25 protein-coding genes are annotated in these 14,117 nt (G+C 60.5%); 20 read left to right on the forward strand and 5 right to left on the reverse strand.

From position 1 onward, the window contains the following. The 14 genes from KP702_RS12205 to KP702_RS12270 all read left to right on the forward strand — a co-directional run bounded on the left by KP702_RS12205 (nucleotide 1) and on the right by KP702_RS12270 (nucleotide 8,087). Nucleotides 1–684, forward strand: a complete 684-nt coding sequence (locus tag KP702_RS12205) for a hypothetical protein (protein WP_215769033.1) — start codon at nucleotides 1–3, stop codon at nucleotides 682–684. Beyond that, a complete protein-coding gene (locus KP702_RS12210; RefSeq protein ID WP_215769034.1) occupies nucleotides 650–2,698 on the forward strand; it encodes an ATP-dependent helicase in 2,049 nt (682 codons plus the stop codon). Before KP702_RS12205 ends, KP702_RS12210 begins: the two co-directional genes overlap by 35 nt. Nucleotides 2,699–2,985: 287 nt before the next feature. Next, a complete protein-coding gene (locus KP702_RS12215) occupies nucleotides 2,986–3,408 on the forward strand; it encodes a hypothetical protein (protein ID WP_215769035.1) in 423 nt (140 codons plus the stop codon). Nucleotides 3,409–3,555: 147 nt separating this feature from the next. Then, nucleotides 3,556–3,717, forward strand: coding sequence for a hypothetical protein (locus KP702_RS12220; RefSeq protein ID WP_215769036.1), 162 nt, complete (start codon nucleotides 3,556–3,558; stop codon nucleotides 3,715–3,717). A gap of 234 nt (nucleotides 3,718–3,951) precedes the next feature. Then, the gene (locus tag KP702_RS12225) at nucleotides 3,952–4,215 is read left to right on the forward strand and encodes a hypothetical protein (RefSeq protein ID WP_215769037.1); all 264 of its coding nucleotides are present in this window, start codon (nucleotides 3,952–3,954) and stop codon (nucleotides 4,213–4,215) included. Nucleotides 4,216–4,255: 40 nt separating this feature from the next. Beyond that, entirely contained in the window at nucleotides 4,256–4,816 is a 561-nt protein-coding gene (locus KP702_RS12230; protein WP_373687848.1) for a hypothetical protein, read from the forward strand. A gap of 78 nt (nucleotides 4,817–4,894) precedes the next feature. Next, complete coding sequence (locus tag KP702_RS12235) at nucleotides 4,895–5,371, forward strand: transcriptional regulator (RefSeq protein WP_215769038.1); 477 nt, start codon at nucleotides 4,895–4,897, stop codon at nucleotides 5,369–5,371. A gap of 11 nt (nucleotides 5,372–5,382) precedes the next feature. Next, nucleotides 5,383–5,670 carry a DUF2312 domain-containing protein gene (locus KP702_RS12240; RefSeq protein ID WP_215769039.1) on the forward strand — a complete coding sequence of 96 codons (288 nt, stop codon included), beginning with the start codon at nucleotides 5,383–5,385 and terminating at the stop codon, nucleotides 5,668–5,670. 4 nt (nucleotides 5,671–5,674) lie between these two features. Next, on the forward strand, nucleotides 5,675–5,971 hold the full coding sequence (locus tag KP702_RS12245) for a hypothetical protein (RefSeq protein ID WP_215769040.1): 297 nt from the start codon (nucleotides 5,675–5,677) through the stop codon (nucleotides 5,969–5,971). 2 nt (nucleotides 5,972–5,973) lie between these two features. Next, complete coding sequence (locus tag KP702_RS12250) at nucleotides 5,974–6,396, forward strand: hypothetical protein (protein ID WP_215769041.1); 423 nt, start codon at nucleotides 5,974–5,976, stop codon at nucleotides 6,394–6,396. A 54-nt stretch (nucleotides 6,397–6,450) separates the two neighbouring features. Next, nucleotides 6,451–7,161 (forward strand): HD-GYP domain-containing protein, encoded by a 711-nt coding sequence (locus KP702_RS12255; protein ID WP_215769042.1) that lies wholly within the window; start codon nucleotides 6,451–6,453, stop codon nucleotides 7,159–7,161. Then, nucleotides 7,158–7,358, forward strand: coding sequence for a hypothetical protein (locus KP702_RS12260; RefSeq protein ID WP_215769043.1), 201 nt, complete (start codon nucleotides 7,158–7,160; stop codon nucleotides 7,356–7,358). Before KP702_RS12255 ends, KP702_RS12260 begins: the two co-directional genes overlap by 4 nt. Nucleotides 7,359–7,506: 148 nt before the next feature. Beyond that, nucleotides 7,507–7,764 carry an AbrB/MazE/SpoVT family DNA-binding domain-containing protein gene (locus KP702_RS12265; RefSeq protein WP_215769044.1) on the forward strand — a complete coding sequence of 86 codons (258 nt, stop codon included), beginning with the start codon at nucleotides 7,507–7,509 and terminating at the stop codon, nucleotides 7,762–7,764. Beyond that, the gene (locus KP702_RS12270) at nucleotides 7,761–8,087 is read left to right on the forward strand and encodes a type II toxin-antitoxin system PemK/MazF family toxin (RefSeq protein ID WP_215769045.1); all 327 of its coding nucleotides are present in this window, start codon (nucleotides 7,761–7,763) and stop codon (nucleotides 8,085–8,087) included. The genes KP702_RS12265 and KP702_RS12270 overlap by 4 nt, the downstream gene beginning before the upstream one ends. Nucleotides 8,088–8,142: 55 nt before the next feature. On the opposite strand, the gene KP702_RS12275 is transcribed toward KP702_RS12270, so the two are convergent. Both KP702_RS12275 and KP702_RS12280 read right to left on the reverse strand, forming a co-directional pair. Further along, nucleotides 8,143–9,237 (reverse strand): hypothetical protein, encoded by a 1,095-nt coding sequence (locus tag KP702_RS12275; RefSeq protein ID WP_215769046.1) that lies wholly within the window; start codon nucleotides 9,235–9,237, stop codon nucleotides 8,143–8,145. 12 nt (nucleotides 9,238–9,249) lie between these two features. Further along, nucleotides 9,250–9,564, reverse strand: coding sequence for a hypothetical protein (locus KP702_RS12280; RefSeq protein WP_215769047.1), 315 nt, complete (start codon nucleotides 9,562–9,564; stop codon nucleotides 9,250–9,252). Between KP702_RS12280 and KP702_RS12285 the strand changes: the two genes are divergently transcribed. Next, nucleotides 9,563–10,378, forward strand: coding sequence for a hypothetical protein (locus tag KP702_RS12285; protein WP_252348709.1), 816 nt, complete (start codon nucleotides 9,563–9,565; stop codon nucleotides 10,376–10,378). The two genes, KP702_RS12280 and KP702_RS12285, sit on opposite strands and share 2 nt — an antisense overlap. 351 nt (nucleotides 10,379–10,729) lie before the next feature. Here KP702_RS12285 and KP702_RS12290 read toward each other — a convergent pair whose 3' ends face one another. Continuing rightward, the gene (locus KP702_RS12290) at nucleotides 10,730–10,897 is read right to left on the reverse strand and encodes a hypothetical protein (RefSeq protein WP_215769135.1); all 168 of its coding nucleotides are present in this window, start codon (nucleotides 10,895–10,897) and stop codon (nucleotides 10,730–10,732) included. A gap of 224 nt (nucleotides 10,898–11,121) precedes the next feature. Between KP702_RS12290 and ssb the strand changes: the two genes are divergently transcribed. Genes ssb through KP702_RS16425 form a run of 3 tightly spaced genes read left to right on the forward strand, consistent with a single transcriptional unit; the run spans nucleotide 11,122 to nucleotide 12,040 of the window. Further along, complete coding sequence (gene ssb, locus KP702_RS12295; RefSeq protein WP_215769049.1) at nucleotides 11,122–11,616, forward strand: single-stranded DNA-binding protein; 495 nt, start codon at nucleotides 11,122–11,124, stop codon at nucleotides 11,614–11,616. 27 nt (nucleotides 11,617–11,643) lie between these two features. Further along, the gene (locus tag KP702_RS12300; RefSeq protein ID WP_010505526.1) at nucleotides 11,644–11,922 is read left to right on the forward strand and encodes a hypothetical protein; all 279 of its coding nucleotides are present in this window, start codon (nucleotides 11,644–11,646) and stop codon (nucleotides 11,920–11,922) included. Then, nucleotides 11,915–12,040, forward strand: a complete 126-nt coding sequence (locus KP702_RS16425) for a hypothetical protein (protein WP_255308585.1) — start codon at nucleotides 11,915–11,917, stop codon at nucleotides 12,038–12,040. The genes KP702_RS12300 and KP702_RS16425 overlap by 8 nt, the downstream gene beginning before the upstream one ends. Nucleotides 12,041–12,195: 155 nt before the next feature. Here the strand turns inward: KP702_RS16425 and KP702_RS12305 are convergent, their stop codons facing one another. Together KP702_RS12305 and KP702_RS12310 are read right to left on the reverse strand one after the other, a co-directional pair. Further along, nucleotides 12,196–12,456 (reverse strand): hypothetical protein, encoded by a 261-nt coding sequence (locus tag KP702_RS12305; RefSeq protein ID WP_215769050.1) that lies wholly within the window; start codon nucleotides 12,454–12,456, stop codon nucleotides 12,196–12,198. Nucleotides 12,457–12,609: 153 nt separating this feature from the next. Then, nucleotides 12,610–12,762 carry a hypothetical protein gene (locus tag KP702_RS12310; protein ID WP_215769051.1) on the reverse strand — a complete coding sequence of 51 codons (153 nt, stop codon included), beginning with the start codon at nucleotides 12,760–12,762 and terminating at the stop codon, nucleotides 12,610–12,612. Between the two features lie 264 nt (nucleotides 12,763–13,026). Here KP702_RS12310 and KP702_RS12315 point away from each other — a divergent pair, with 264 nt between their 5' ends. Both KP702_RS12315 and KP702_RS12320 read left to right on the forward strand, forming a co-directional pair. Beyond that, nucleotides 13,027–13,683: a hypothetical protein gene (locus KP702_RS12315; RefSeq protein ID WP_215769052.1), complete on the forward strand. Its 657-nt coding sequence runs from the start codon at nucleotides 13,027–13,029 to the stop codon at nucleotides 13,681–13,683. 92 nt (nucleotides 13,684–13,775) lie between these two features. Next, nucleotides 13,776–13,997: a hypothetical protein gene (locus tag KP702_RS12320; protein ID WP_061928986.1), complete on the forward strand. Its 222-nt coding sequence runs from the start codon at nucleotides 13,776–13,778 to the stop codon at nucleotides 13,995–13,997. Nucleotides 13,998–14,117: the final 120 nt, after the last annotated feature.

Raw genomic sequence — 14,117 nt, forward strand, 5'->3', positions numbered from 1 at the left:
ATGACGAATGACAAGGCACGACGGGAAATGGAGGCTCTGTTTCCCGGCCACGAAAAAAATGACGCCCTGAGAGCGGCCTTTCTGGCGCACCCGGACGCGGACCATTATCTGCGCCTGATGCCTGACCTCGGATGTCGCATTCCCTGGGCTCTGGTGGAATACGGTCCTGAGGGGGAACGGAGCCAGGGTCTCGTGGTTGGCGGACGCTGGAGTGCGGCAGGCTGGGATCTCTCCGGACGCAGCGTCCTGTTTGTTCAGTCTCCGACCGGAGACAGTGGGTTCCTGACCTGCCAGGCGGGGGAGCGGCAGCTTGTCCTGATTGGCACCGTTCCCGGAAGCACGCGTCATCCTGACCGTCCGGATGCCGTAACACTCTTGGGACATGTCGCAGAACTGACCGCCGCCTGGCATGCCGACGCCGAGACGACCCGCGTCTGGCATACCTGGGCCCTGCTGCACAATCAGCCGCCCTTTCCGCAGACCTACGCCGAGGTCGCATTCGGTGGCGACGTGTTGCGCGGCCTCATCGTCGGGGGAACGGTTCTGGCAGACGGAACGTGGGACTTCGGGCGTGAGTTTGATCTGATGGTGGAGCCGGACATGATCCTGAGCCTCGATGGCCGCCGTGCGAGCCGGTGGGAAGTTCTTCATGGCACCCGGGAGCAGGGACGTGGTCGTGGATAATCATCTCTCCGGACTGACTTCCTCCCAGGCAGAGGCCGCACGTCAGACGGGGCCCGTTGTTGTTCTCGCGGGTGCCGGGACTGGCAAGACCAAGACGCTGGTGGCTGGGATCGTCGATCGTGTCGTCAAGCGTCGCATGGCCCCGGATCGCATTCTGGCCGTGACGTTCACCAACAAGGCGGCCGGGGAAATGAAGACGCGGATCGCGGCGGCGCTGAACATCGCGCAGGCGCCGTACTGGGTGGGCACCTTCCATGCGCACGGACGCCGTCAGCTACGGACCGATCCCGACATTGCCGGGCTGCGTCCGGGGTTCGACGTTTGTGACAGCGAAGACAGCACGAAGATCGTGCGCAGGCTTCTGGAAAAGGCGATTGCAGCAGGCGTCATGAATGCTGACGATGGAGAGACATTCCGCAAGCGTGTGAAGTCCGTCAGCTCGCGCATTGCCATGCTCAAGGAAAACATGGTGCTTCCCCCGGACGCCGTCACCTGGGTCGAGGGACGGATTGCGACGGATACCATCACTGAGGGTGATGACATCATGGTCTGGCGGGATGCGGCCGTTCTCTATCCTGCCTATCAGGCGATGCTGCGCGAAAGCAATCGCGCGGATTTTGCGGATCTTCTGCTGTGGCCCACCGTGACCATGCTGCGCGACGAGCGCTACAGACGGGACTGGGCGGACCGGTTTGACTGCGTGCTGGCCGATGAGTTCCAGGACGTCAACCGGCTCCAGTTTCTCTGGCTGAAATGCCTGTCCGAAGACCACAACGAGCTCTTCGTTGTTGGTGACGATGCGCAGTCAATTTACGGATGGCGTGGGGCCAATGTTCGGATTATCCGAAGCTTTCTCAAGGAGTTTCCGACCGGACGTCTGATTGCCCTGGAGCAGAACTTCCGCTCGACCGGTCATATCCTGTCAGCAGCCAATGCCGTCATCTCTCATGACACGAGCCGTCTGGAGAAGACGCTTTATACCGCGTCTGGCGATGGAGAGCCAGTGGATATTCTGCGCCATACCGGCAGTCAGGACGAGGCCTCCGGAATTGCCGCCGAGATTGGACGTCGTGCTCTGGAAGGTGTGCCTTACGAGGACATGGCGGTGCTCTATCGCTTCAACCATCTCTCCCGGCTGCTGGAAGAGTCTCTGCTGCGCGCAAAGATCCCGTATGAGCTGGTCAATGATACCGCCTTCTGGCAGCGCGCGGTGGTCAAGGACGCGCTGGCCTTCCTGCGTCTGACATGTTTTCCGTATGAGCGGCAGTCAGACGAAGCCTTTCGGCGGATCGTCAATCAGCCCGCCCGGGGGATCGGGGCCAAAGCCATGGCAAAATTCGAGCAGGTCGCCGACGAGGAGGCAATCTCGCTTTATGATGCAGCGGAGCGCACGGTGCAGGGACGCACCGGAAAGGCTGCTGACAAGCTGCGCGGTTTCCTGGACGTCATTCTGAAAGGGGCACGCAGCGACGAACCAAGTCTGGGTGAACGTCTGAGAGTTCTGGTCGAAGAGAGTGGATATCTCGCGATGCACCAGGCAGCCGGGGAGGATGGACGCACGGCGCTGGAAAACCTGCACGAGCTTCTGTCGCTTGCCAACGAGTTCAGCTCGGTGGAGGAGCTGTTCGACCATGCGGCCCTCGGGTCGGAAAGCCGGGATGATGACAGTGTCGGCCGGGTGAAGCTGATGACGATCCATGGCTCAAAAGGGTTGGAGTTCGGGCATGTCTTTCTGATCGGCTGGGAAGATACCCTGTTTCCGTCGCGCACGAACATTGACCCGGCTGAAGAACGCCGCCTGGCTTATGTCGCACTGACCCGCGGCCGCCAGCGCGTGAGCGTATCCTGGTGCGAGTTTCGTCGGGGCGAGCAGGCCAACCCGAGCTGCTTCATCGACGAGATCCCGCTTCAGGCGAGGCGGGACGGCTGGGGACGGGATCTCACGCGCCGTCCTGCGTTTCAAGGGGGAGCGGTCGTGAATCGGCAGGCTCAGAGAGAGGCGATGGGGTTCTGACCATCAGGCATCTGGCGGTGCCGCACGCAGGAACTCAGGGCCGTTCATTACACCTGTTAAAGCGACGGCAAACGGCCCGCGAAGCCTTGTTGAAGTAGGCAGAGCGGGCCTCTCAGGTCCTTAAGGAGCAGCTCGTAGCCGGGCCAGGGACTGCTGCAAGCCGTCATCGGGTCCTATGCTGCTTGTCTCAGGAACCGCATACTGAGATCATGGAAGAAATGATATTGATCATGATCGTCGCAGAGCAGCCGATCAGGCACGTATAATTTTCGGGATGAGTATATCGAATGCGTATTTTCAGAGGTTTGTTTTTGGTGACATTACAACTCGCATCCGGGCTTACAGCAGCGGCAGCATCAGATACGACGGTCTTCGTACCGTCGACCCCGTGCTCGACTTACCTGGACTATGCGAGCAGGGACACACCATCTCCTAATACGCCGGAAGCGCGAAACAGAGTGATCTCGGCAATGACTATGATGAAGCCGTATATGACGGAGTTCGCCTCGCTGCATCTGGGTCAGATGGAAATGCTCATGGGGCAGATTACGCAGAGCTTCTTTATCAGGGTGGAGGTTGAATGCCACAGGCATCCCGATCAGCCCTTGTCGGAAGTCATCCGAAAGGTTGGCAATGGCATTGTTGATAACGTGAATGCGAGTTTAGCCCAATCAGGAGATAAGACGCATCTTTCCTATCCGGCCTTGTGAGCGGCTCCGACGGATCATCAGACGTTCCGGGTGGAGGCGAAACGGACGTGCTGCCTTCGCCCTTGCGTGCGGTGGGACGGATGGGCGCGTAGGGTGCGATCCCGGCCCGTGGTCCTCACAGAACGTTGTGTCCTGGAGTTTCATTTCATGAAGAAGCCGCGTAATGGCCTCGGCGCTTTGGCACTGGGAATTTCTATGGGGCTTGTGTTTGGCCTCTTGATTGGCAAGCCGGTTCTCGGGGTGTCCATGGGTATTGCCTTCGGCCTCTTGATTCCTATTCTACGCTCAGGACGACATCAGGATCGTTAGGACAAAGCGCCATGGCACACGGTTGTGTCGTGTAAGCCATGGAAGCTGGTGCTGATGACTGGCGTCCTGACCTGCTCCTATTGGCACCTCCCGAAATCGACTGCCTGAACCGCACTCACAAACGCCTTCGTCATACTGCCCGGCATGACCGAGCAACTCTTATCTTCAAAGCAGGATGTCCTACCCAGGGCATTCTCTTTTCCCTCCCTGAACTCTCCATGGATGCTCGGCAGCATGGTTTTCGCGGGGACACTGGTCCTCGGGTTCGGCTGGATGGTCTTTCCTTTCGATATCCAGATGGTCTGGACCATGGTTGCACAGGCCATCCTGTTCTCGCTGGCTCTCAGCGTCCTCGGAATGGATCTGCTGCGGCTTTGGAAGACGAAAGCCTTCATGCCGCGGTGGTACGTCCCGGTGTTCGTCCCCGTCTGGGTGGCGATTGGTCTGGCTGATTTGCAGAAGGCCTATGAGTGCATGCGGGTGGCAGGTCAGCTGTGAGGCGGCCTCACCGCACTCACAACCGGACGTGGCAGGCTGTGTGCACGATGACAGCAGACGAGGCAACACAGTGAAGATCGGCGGCAACCAACCCAAAGCGCGGGTTTTCCGCAAACTGAATGCAGAGACACAACGTGAGGCCTATCAGTCTGTCCTTCAGCACGTTCGGACCTGCCTGAACCGCGGGCCGTACAACGTTCTCGAACTGCGGGCGAACCTCACGCCCGAGCAGGCGGGCGCTCTGCCTGATGCCCTGGTCACGCTCGCAAAAGCTGGAGAAATCGCAGCCCTGGGGCACAGCGTCTACGCCCGCGTGCCGTGGATGCCCGCGACAAGGACTGTTGTGACGTCTCCTATTCACGACCTCGTTTTTGCGTCCCTGACCGAGCACGAAACCGCTGGTGAAATTGCACCCTGGCTTGGCCTGAAAGTTGCGGTTGTGCGCGAGGCGCTCGAGGCCCTGGAGCAGGCGGGCCTGATCGAGGAGCGACTGGATCCCCGTCGACCCAATCGCTACCGGATCGTCTCGCCCAATATGGCCAAACATATCCGGCAGGGCGCACAGGATCGGACGTTCACCGATATCGCCCGGCATGGCTGAGGCATGAGGGAGGCGTCGCGCTTGCGGGTTATCCCCCAAACCAGGGGACAGCGCTGTGGGCAACCGCGGGCAGGACATGTGGATTCACGGTCCGTTCGCCCCGGGCACAGGCGTGTAGCGCTGTCCATCGCAGGCGAGCTCTCCGTCATAGGCTGGGGTGTGCGTCAGGCGTCCCGCCGATCTGGCGTCTCCAAGGACAGGATTCTGCGCTGGCAATCAGGGCAGGGTATTCCTGACCCGGATTTTCTCAAGTGGCTCGCGGCCCTTGGGATGCTGCACCGTCGACTGAGTCACCCACTGGCCCGGGCTGTGCCTCCAGCGGGGAACAGACCTCCGCTGAATGGCTACGCGATGACCAGTGCCCTCATCACCATTGGCTGGTCCGAACGTACACTCGCGGATCGCCTTGGCGAACACCGGACGGCGCTTCGCCGTCTCATTGAGGAACAGGGACATCTCCCGGAGCGGCAGTCCCGCTGGCTCGAAGCGCTGGCAGACGGGCATCGCGATCTGCCACGCCCCCTCTCTCCCATCTGCGTCTCACCCGATCTCTGAAAGGTTGATCCATGTTGCAACGCGTATCATTTCCTGAAGACGGCCAGGACAATCAGGGTGTCATCGCAGGGGGCATCGCCGCCGACCGGCTGCGGTCCATTATTGAGCGGGTCGAGCGCCTGGAAGAAGAGCGCAAGGCGCTGAGTGGTGACATCAGGGACATCTTTGCCGAAGCCAGGTCGGCCGGGTTCGACGTCAAGGTCATCCGCACGATCATCCGGCTGCGCAAGCAGGAGCCCGCGGAGATCGAGGCTCAGGAAACCCTTTTGCAGATCTACCGCCGTGCCCTGGGAATGTGACCGAATGCAAGATGCTCCACCGCGCCGACGTATCGCCGAGACGGCAGGAGAGATCCTGGTCTGCTGGCCGAGTGTGGGACTGCTTCTGTTTGCGTTTGTCGTTCCCAGGCTTGGCGCTGTCATGGGGCCCGTTTTCATGCTCGGTGGCTGTCTGGCAACCATGATGGGGCCGGGTGTCCCCGAAATCGGCGAGGACGGGCGTGACTACGGTCTCGAGCGCAGGCGCGGTGTGGTTTTTGCCAGTCTCGGCCTGGTGCTCTGCCTGCTCTCTCTGTCTCGTCTTTTACCGGATGGGTATTGAGCGTGCCTGCACCTTTCTTCGTGGACTGGACTCCAACGCGCATCACCAGTGTCCGCTATACCTCCACTCTGGGACCATCTCACCCTGTCGGGACGATACAGCGTCGGGTCTGTGGCCCCAGATGTCTGATTGGGGTCAGCCTGTTTCTTCTGACGAACGCCGCGGATGGATTTCTTGGCCTGGATCAGTTTGCCGGACAGGGACCCTGGCATCTGTCCGGACTGGGTCAACCGGTTCTGATGCTGTCGTTCTGGCAGTGGACGCTTCTGGCCTGCCTCACACTGGCTCTTGTGAAACTCGCTGAAAAGACGTCCGGGATCCTGACTGGGCGCGTGCAGGGGCGGGCGGCCAGGATAAGGCTCCTCGTCACCTGCGCGGCCCTGGCACTCGGCGGCCTCGCCCGCAGCCTGATCCAGCCGGGATGACCGGACTCACATTGCCCTCTCCTAAAGTGATCCTACACAACCGGCAGAGGAAAGATGCCTGAACTGCAGACGCTCCTGAAAGAAGTGGTGAAACTGCCTGCGTCCTATCGGCAGCAGGGCGCACCTCTGGCGTCCCTTCTGGCACAGGTTGCCAAAGGGGACGACGGGCATGGCCAAAGGGTCGGGCGCCTTGCTGGCCTGCTCGGCCACCTGGCGAAAACTGGCCTCTCGTCAAGTGCCCTTGAACTGGCAGGCCGCCTGCACGATGCGGGCAAACTGCTGCTGCCAGACAGCCTCCTGAATCATCCGGGCATGTTTAACGACCGGCAGATGCTGGTGATGCGGCAGCATCCCTCGCTTGGCCTTGGAGCACTGTTTCATCTGTCAGCCGATATCCCGACCCTCGTTCATGAGGCGGTGCTCCTGCACCACGAACGCCATGACGGAGAGGGCTATCCCTTCGGGTTGAAGGGCAAAGCCATCCCTCTGGCCGCCCGCATTATCGGCCTTGCGGATGTGATCGATGCCCTGCTGTCTGCGCGGGCCTACAAAGGTGGATGGTCGGCCCGTCAGGTGAAGGCCTTTCTTCAGGAGCAGGCAGGCGGCGCATTTGATCCTGACCTGGTCAGTCTCGCGCTCGCCTCTTTTGATGACTTGCTCGCCATTCGCCGCAGCATTGCGCAGCCCGTTCAGGGGTATCAGCCCATCCCCGGCCAGTCCCCCGTTTCTTCCCGTACCCTCAGCTTTCGGAACGACCTGCCATGATGCCTCTCCCACTTCTGCCCGCAGCTCACGCCGCGCCGTCCGGACCGTCACCCCTGAAACTTCTGGCAGACGTCGCAGATCGTCTTTTTGCAGAAAACCGGACAGAGGACGGGCTGTGTGTGATTGAAGCTCTTTATCTTCAGGCAGACGCTGTACTTTCCGGTAGCCATAGACCGGATGATCAACAGGAGGGTTGAGGCGCGCTGCATGAGAAGATGGGCGTACGGTCTCTGATGACAGGAGAAAGGCGCAGCCTGCGAGCCTGAAAGCCTGCTTTCCGCGGTCGATTTTATTAGCGGAGCCCCTCCTATCCATGTTATATAAAAGTATAACGAGGAGAAACTCATGACGACGTCCAGTCTCAGAAAGCTCGGTGGCTCCATCGTTCTGACGGTGCCACCGGCCCTGCTCGGTCTTCTCGACCTCAAAGCCGGTGAGAAGGTCGAACTTGACGTGGAGAATGGCGCCCTCGTCGTGCGGCCCAGGCGCAGACCACGCTACACGATGGCAGAGCTGCTGGCCGTGTCGGAGTATCCGGCTGAGCCGGACGCTGAAAGCCGCGACTGGGCTGCTGGCGGGGCCACCGGGAAAGAGATCCTGTGAAGCGCGGTGAGATCTGGGTTGTGTCTCTCGATCCCACCAAAGGACATGAGCAGCAGGGCTCGCGCCCGGTGCTGATCGTCTCGCCTGACAGTTTCAATCAGGCTACGGGCCTGCCGGTTGTCGTACCAATCACCAGCGGCGGGGGCTTCGCACGACGGCTCGGCTTCGCCGTGCCGCTCGAAGGACTGAAGACCACAGGCATCGTACGCTGTGACCAGCCTCGTGTTATTGACCTCAAAGCCCGTGGCGGCCGGAAGGTAGAGGAGCTGTCCGGCTCTCTGCTGGACGAAGTTCTTGCCCGCCTCGTCACGCTTTTCGAGTAGCGTTTGGCCGGAGGAGGTCTGGGGGGAGGTCAAATCCTTCGCACGGAGTGCTGGATCAGATATCATCAGGACGGGAGGCCGCTTGGAGGCGAACCATCATGTTTGTGGCCTCCAGCACAGTTCTGGACAGCGTTTTCATCTGTGAATGAAGAACGTCCTGTCTGGCCAGCGTCTCTGCAAACATCGCTCCGATATCTTCGACATATGTCTGGATGATTTCCAGAGTGTCCTCCTGGGAGCGGGCCAAGCTCTCCCAGTCAGTTGGGTCCTCGGTTCTGGAGCGAGGGAATCCCGGTGGAGAGAGGTGCTGAGACTGGTTGTCGAGCGGCAGTCGTGTCTCTTTGAGACCCATGGGCCAGTGCTCAAGGCAGAATGAGATCCCCGCCAGAAGAGAGGCCGGCAGGGACAGAAGCAGCTCGGTATCTGGAAGGTGAAGGTCTCCCGTTTCCGGAAAGCCGGTATAAAACATGTGCTGACGGTACCATGTCTCCCGGCCTCCCATGTTTTCGAGTGTTTCACGCCAGAGGTTCAGAGCGGCTTCCACCTGCTGATATGCCTCCTGATTATGGACCTGCGCCTCATATACGCGGCTCCACAGATGATGGGTTCCGACTGCGGGCATCCAGTCGTCCAGTCTGAAAGGTTCGCCATCAAGAAGAGGTGTACTGCCAAGGACGAAAGCGCCCTGAGACAGGATGCAGCAATAGGCAACAATCCGGGTGCCGCGCCATTCTCCCCGTGAAGCGAGAGCCTGCTTCAGGAGGACAGGGAACAGCACCTTTCTGGTGCGGGCGCTGTAACTGGTCCATTCGCGCGTCTGTAGAGCCAGAGGCGCAAGGGGATCAACGATGATTCCGGGGGCGTTCAGGGTGCGAAGTCGCACGCCGTGTCTGGACAGGTGGTAGGCCCAGAGAAAAACCAGATCATTTGGGGGCGCATCCCCGATCGTAAAGGCGTGCAGGTCATAACGCTGAAACGATCCCACGGACCGGAAAAGCGTCCCCGTGCGCTTGAGGTAGGTTGGCATCGTGCGGACAAGGCTCTGTCCAACAAAGACGGTTCCGTCTTCAAAAAGCAGGCACACGACCAGGCGAAGCTCGTCGTGGGGATGACAGTCAGAACGGGCTGACGTGGAAACGCGGTGGTGCATGGGTATACCGAGTCATGACAATGGATCCCTGCACTCTGCCATTGCGCGATGTGAGAGCGGGTCATGGGACGGTCGGCGCCCTTGCGCAAACGCTGCGGGGTGCCTTCTGACAACGGGCAGCATGCAGGCAAGAAAAGGGCCGGGTGCAGGGCAAGACGCGAAGAGGAGAACGCGGGTCAGAAGAGAAACAGCGACAGCCACAGGCCGTCCGGCCGCCACAATGGTTCGGCCGCACGCGGCCCGCGCCCTGGAGGGCGCGCCATTGTCCCGGCCAGCCGTCTGCGCCTGCGGGAAAGCATCCAGAAAATGAAAAAGGATGTTCCCCATGGCGACTCACGTCACAACCGTCTTCACCCTCACAGGCCCGCAGGATCGTCTGCGTCAGATCGCTGATGAGCGCGCCTATCGAACCTGCGCACCGGACCAGATGGCGTGGGAAGACGACAGCACACTGGTGATGACCCTCGAAAACGGGATCGGAACGTCGTTCCTTGACCACGGCCATGGCCTGTCTGACGAGTATCCGGACGTCAGTATCCGGGGCATGGAATATTTCGACTGCTTTGATGATCCGGGCTTCGTCAAATGGCAGGGCGGCCAGCTTGTCTATGAAGCGGATCTCATCACCGTCTTCGGAATCCTGTTTCCGACAGACGCCACAAAAGACTGGCCGGGATGTAGCGCCAGCTTCTGGCACAGGTCTGCACCTCTCGCGGCTGCCATAGCCGAGAACTGTCCCCACTTTGACCTGATGCCTTTGCGCCAACTGGCAGGGCCGGTGCCGGGATGGGTTGAAACAACCGACGGCTTCGCCACACTCTTTCTCCGGCCGCCCTCGACGCCCGATGCGCAGGATGGCCTCGGCGTAATCTTCTATCTGGAGATCGGCAGGAGCACCCTGCTGGCAGGGATCGACCGCTTCGGTGGCGTTACCCGGTTCCGGCGTCAGTCTTACGGACAGATCAGTGCCGCGTGCCCGGAGCTGCGTGTTGTCCTGCGGGACCGGTGGAAGGCCAGCGACAAGAAGAGGCGGAAAGCGCGCCAGGAGCGCAAAGTTCTGAGGAGGAAGATGAAGAAAGAGATCAGGGCGGTAGGAAGCAGTCTTTTGTCTTTCTGCGATACCGACCCTTGGGTGATTTGAAGGGCAGGCGAGAAGAGGATTAGGGGCGGCCCTGAAGGGTTCGTTCGCTCTACTGCGCTAGGCTCCTTCGTCGCCAAGTTCGACCGAGCCACAGGGTCCAGCCGCCCTTGGTCGGGCGTCTGGCCCCCGCGTCTCGGCCCTTCCGGGTAACGGTTCACCCGCGTTCTTTTCCAATGGCGGGCGGTCCCGGTCTGGGGGATCTGTTCGTGAGACGGCTCCTCAACCTCCCCGGTCGGTCCTTCGGACCGTCCGGGGAGGCACGTTCCACGGCAGCGTCCTCGCATCCAGCGTTCAGTCTGACAGTCGCCGTGCCAGTCCGTAAAGCCACTGCACATCCCTCGGCTTCAGGTGTCAGGCCCGCGTCTGCTGCAGGGCCGCACGCGACCCCGCATCAGCCGCAGGCCAGCCCCCCTTGCTCAGGACGCTCCGGGCTTGACGGCCTGTCCCGTCGCCCGTCTTGGCCGGTGGCAGGATGGGCTCAGGAAAACGACGCAGCCCTTCCACTCTCGTCGCCGTCAATGTGCTCGCCGCACGGGCAGGATGGGTCTAGGAAAACATCAAATATCCCTACAATATTCAATAAGTAAATCGCTAATTCTTTAGGGTTTATTTTCTTGGAATCGGCGGTTTTCTGCGGTTTTTCGTTGACTGTGAGTAAGTAAAAACCTAATATCTATTCATGGGCGGAGGCAATAGCGCCGAAACAGTCCAGTTGATACGTTCCTTAATTCTTGGAGGTTCTCATGGCCGGTTCCGTGAACAAAGTCATTCTCGTTGGCAACCTTGGTAAAGACCCGGAAGTCCGCAATACGCAGTCCGGTTCCAAGATCGTGAGTTTTACACTCGCCACGTCTGAGACTTGGAATGACCGCCAGAGCGGGGAGCGTCGTGAGCGCACCGAATGGCACCGGGTCGTTATCTTCAATGAGCGGGCTGGTGACGTGGCGGAGCGCTTCCTCCGCAAAGGCCGCAAGGTCTATATCGAAGGCGAACTTCGCACCCGTAAATGGACCGATCAGGGCGGTCAGGAGCACTACACCACAGAGGTCGTCGTTGACCGTTTCCGGGGTGATCTGGTGCTGATCGACAGCAACCGAGGCAATGGCGATGAGGGCGATGCCGGCTTTGGTGGTGGAAACGGTGGAGGCCGGTCCGGGGGATCGTCTGGCAACGGAAACCGCAATGGCGGCTGGGATGCGCCCGCAGGGAACGATCTTGACGATGACGTGCCGTTTTGACTCTGGGAAAAAGGAGCCTAGCGCCAGATGAACAAAGACCGCCTCATGGCGCTGCTGCCCCCGCCGCAGCGCTCCAAACACAAGGAAGACCGCTACAAGGCGATTGCTAGCGTCCTTCAGACATTCGCCCTCAGCGCGTGGGGGCTCGGCATCGTGACCCCACTCATCTCCGGGACAGGACCGTTGACCCCCATGCGTGCCGTCACCTGCTTTTTTCTGGGAGCCGCGCTTGAGGCAATTTCTTTGACTTTTCTGGCGTATATCCCTTATCCTGAGGACAAGACGGAGGCGAAAACCAATGGATAACGTAACCCAGAGTATCCTGTTTATTCTTCTTCCTGCCGCTGCTTTCACCATAGGTCTGGGGCTTGCGATCGGACCGATTGCCACCCGGCTCGCTAAGTTGCGAACGTCCCATCAGTGACACCGACAGGCGGCCTCCGGGCCGCTTTTTTTTGTCCGCTCGCCCGATTTAGTCAGGCGGACGCGCCTCGTCGGCGCGAAGTGTGATGCCCCCAGTGCTCGCCCCCCACAGGGGGACTGCGCCAGGGCAGCGGAAAGAGCTAGACTGCGCTCATGTCACGACAAACCATAATCCGCATTGTTGCACTGAGTATTCAGGCAGCCGTTCTTCTCCTGATCTGGCAGGGCTTTTTGCATCCAGTCCGGGGAGGCCTGCTGGTGCTTGCCGTGGGTGGGGGTGTGTTCTTCCTGACGCGGGACTGTTCCGGTGCAAATCAGGGCCGTAGGTAGAAAAAACAGAAGAAGGGTCGGGGCGGCCCATCCGGGTAACGGTTCACCCGCGTTCTTTTCCCTGAACGGACGGTCCTGGTCTGGCACGTTCGACCGTGAGACGGCTCCTCGTCCCTCCCGAACGGTCCTGAAGGACCGCCCGGGAGGGCCGTTCCACGACAGCGTCCTCGCATCCAGCGTTCAGTCTGACAGTCGCCGTGCCAGTCCGTAAAGCCACTGCGCGACCCTCGGCGGCAGGTGTCAGGCCAGCGTCTGCTGCAGGGCCGCACGCGACCCCGCATCAGCCGCAGGCCAGCCACCCTTGCTCAGGACGCTCCGGGCTTGACGGCCTGTCCCGTCGACCGTCTTGGCCGGTGGCAGGATGGGCTCAGGAAAACGCCACTGTCGTTCCACTCTCGTCGCCGTCAGTGTGCTCGCCGCACGGGCAGGATGGGTCTAGGAAAACGACAGGTATTCATGAAGTAATCAAGAAATCTTTTTACTTGTCACGCAAAAATAAAGCGCGTTTTATGGCGGTTTTATGCGCTTTTTCTCTTGTCATAAAAGGCCAAAAAGGCTATCTTTTACTTGTCGAGAGGGATTGGCCCTCAAGACAAAGCGCCCCGAACGGTGTCCTACCACCGAACGGGACTTCGCTAGACTAGAAAGGTACATTTCATGTCCGACGCATCCAACACAATGTCCCAGAACGCTTCTCAGGGCAACTATTCCCCCGCCGCTGTTCGCCGCTTCAGTGAAGCACAACGTCGCACCAAGGCTATTGCCGCGCCGTCTCTGGCCGACATTCTGCGCCTCGTTCCTTCTGAAGACCAGATGGCAAAAATCGTGCTCGCGTTCGGTGTCGAGGCCGGTGACGTTGACGAGCTGACCGGGTTGGGGTCCAGCGCAGTGCGCGATCAATACGAGCTGATGTTTCCCATCCTTGTGACCTATATCCGGGGCGAGCAGAATTTCAACGGTCTGCGGATGCACCTTGACCGTGTGGTGGATGGTCTCATCCGGTCCGCCTATGGCGCCGCGAATTTCTATGAAACCCGCCGCATGGTCGCCAAGGATGCAGCCGACAGCTACGCCAACGGCGACCGCGACGAAGACCGCATGGGCGTGGACGGTGCAGATAACCGCGTGGACGGCTTGCGCCGTATTGCTGCCGAAAACGGCGCGAAGGCTTACGCGCTCTCCTGCGTCGCTTCCGGCGCATGTGCCGCCTATGAGGAACTCATGGGTCAGGCGTGGAAGCCTTACACCCGCGACAATGGCCGCAGCCTCTCCCGTGACGTCGCCGCCGTTCAGGCCGACGCCATGGGCTTCTAAGGCAAGCCCGCCGCGCCCACAGGGCGCGGCCTCTTCCTGTCCCTCTGCACATCGAAGAGCGACCGGCCCCGCCCGGTCGTGGAGCCTGTCCCATGTCTCACGCACTCGCCCCCTATGTCCCCGACGCCAGCGCCAAGAGCCTCCCCCTGAGAAGGCTGGAGCATCTTGCGCGTGGCTTTGCCATCGCGGACGCCCTCATGACCTTTCTGGAAAATACCCGCTTCGATTCCAGCATTGAGAAGGCCGCAGAAGACGCGCGCGCCGCTGGTGCCACCCCTGCCGAGATCCGGGCCGCCTCGAACGGCCTCGCCTGATCGGCCTCGGCCAGGTCCACACACGCAAAAGGCGGCTCCCCTGGGAGCCGCCTTTTTTGTTGTCCGGTCAGACCGCGCCAAAATGGACACAACCGCGCAGGCGCGGCTGTGACGTATGCT

It is taken from the genome of Gluconobacter sp. P5B12, from assembly GCF_018812035.1.
Lineage (GTDB): Bacteria > Pseudomonadota > Alphaproteobacteria > Acetobacterales > Acetobacteraceae > Gluconobacter.

Bases quoted from the DNA above. Each gene is read 5' to 3' on its own strand.
- KP702_RS12255 (WP_215769042.1), top strand. From the start codon at position 6,451: ATGCCTGAACTGCAGACGCTCCTGAAAGAAGTGGTGAAACTGCCTGCG.
- KP702_RS12300 (WP_010505526.1), top strand. From the start codon at position 11,644: ATGAACAAAGACCGCCTCATGGCGCTGCTGCCCCCGCCGCAGCGCTCC.
- KP702_RS12315 (WP_215769052.1), top strand. From the start codon at position 13,027: ATGTCCGACGCATCCAACACAATGTCCCAGAACGCTTCTCAGGGCAAC.
- ssb (WP_215769049.1), top strand. From the start codon at position 11,122: ATGGCCGGTTCCGTGAACAAAGTCATTCTCGTTGGCAACCTTGGTAAA.
- KP702_RS12280 (WP_215769047.1), bottom strand. From the start codon at position 9,564: ATGGGGAACATCCTTTTTCATTTTCTGGATGCTTTCCCGCAGGCGCAG.
- KP702_RS12225 (WP_215769037.1), top strand. From the start codon at position 3,952: ATGGTTTTCGCGGGGACACTGGTCCTCGGGTTCGGCTGGATGGTCTTT.
- KP702_RS12320 (WP_061928986.1), top strand. From the start codon at position 13,776: ATGTCTCACGCACTCGCCCCCTATGTCCCCGACGCCAGCGCCAAGAGC.
- KP702_RS12205 (WP_215769033.1), top strand. From the start codon at position 1: ATGACGAATGACAAGGCACGACGGGAAATGGAGGCTCTGTTTCCCGGC.
- KP702_RS12285 (WP_252348709.1), top strand. From the start codon at position 9,563: ATGGCGACTCACGTCACAACCGTCTTCACCCTCACAGGCCCGCAGGAT.
- KP702_RS12260 (WP_215769043.1), top strand. From the start codon at position 7,158: ATGATGCCTCTCCCACTTCTGCCCGCAGCTCACGCCGCGCCGTCCGGA.
- KP702_RS12265 (WP_215769044.1), top strand. From the start codon at position 7,507: ATGACGACGTCCAGTCTCAGAAAGCTCGGTGGCTCCATCGTTCTGACG.
- KP702_RS12245 (WP_215769040.1), top strand. From the start codon at position 5,675: ATGCAAGATGCTCCACCGCGCCGACGTATCGCCGAGACGGCAGGAGAG.
- KP702_RS12220 (WP_215769036.1), top strand. From the start codon at position 3,556: ATGAAGAAGCCGCGTAATGGCCTCGGCGCTTTGGCACTGGGAATTTCT.
- KP702_RS12210 (WP_215769034.1), top strand. From the start codon at position 650: ATGGCACCCGGGAGCAGGGACGTGGTCGTGGATAATCATCTCTCCGGA.
- KP702_RS12240 (WP_215769039.1), top strand. From the start codon at position 5,383: ATGTTGCAACGCGTATCATTTCCTGAAGACGGCCAGGACAATCAGGGT.
- KP702_RS16425 (WP_255308585.1), top strand. From the start codon at position 11,915: ATGGATAACGTAACCCAGAGTATCCTGTTTATTCTTCTTCCTGCCGCT.
- KP702_RS12275 (WP_215769046.1), bottom strand. From the start codon at position 9,237: ATGCACCACCGCGTTTCCACGTCAGCCCGTTCTGACTGTCATCCCCAC.
- KP702_RS12215 (WP_215769035.1), top strand. From the start codon at position 2,986: ATGCGTATTTTCAGAGGTTTGTTTTTGGTGACATTACAACTCGCATCC.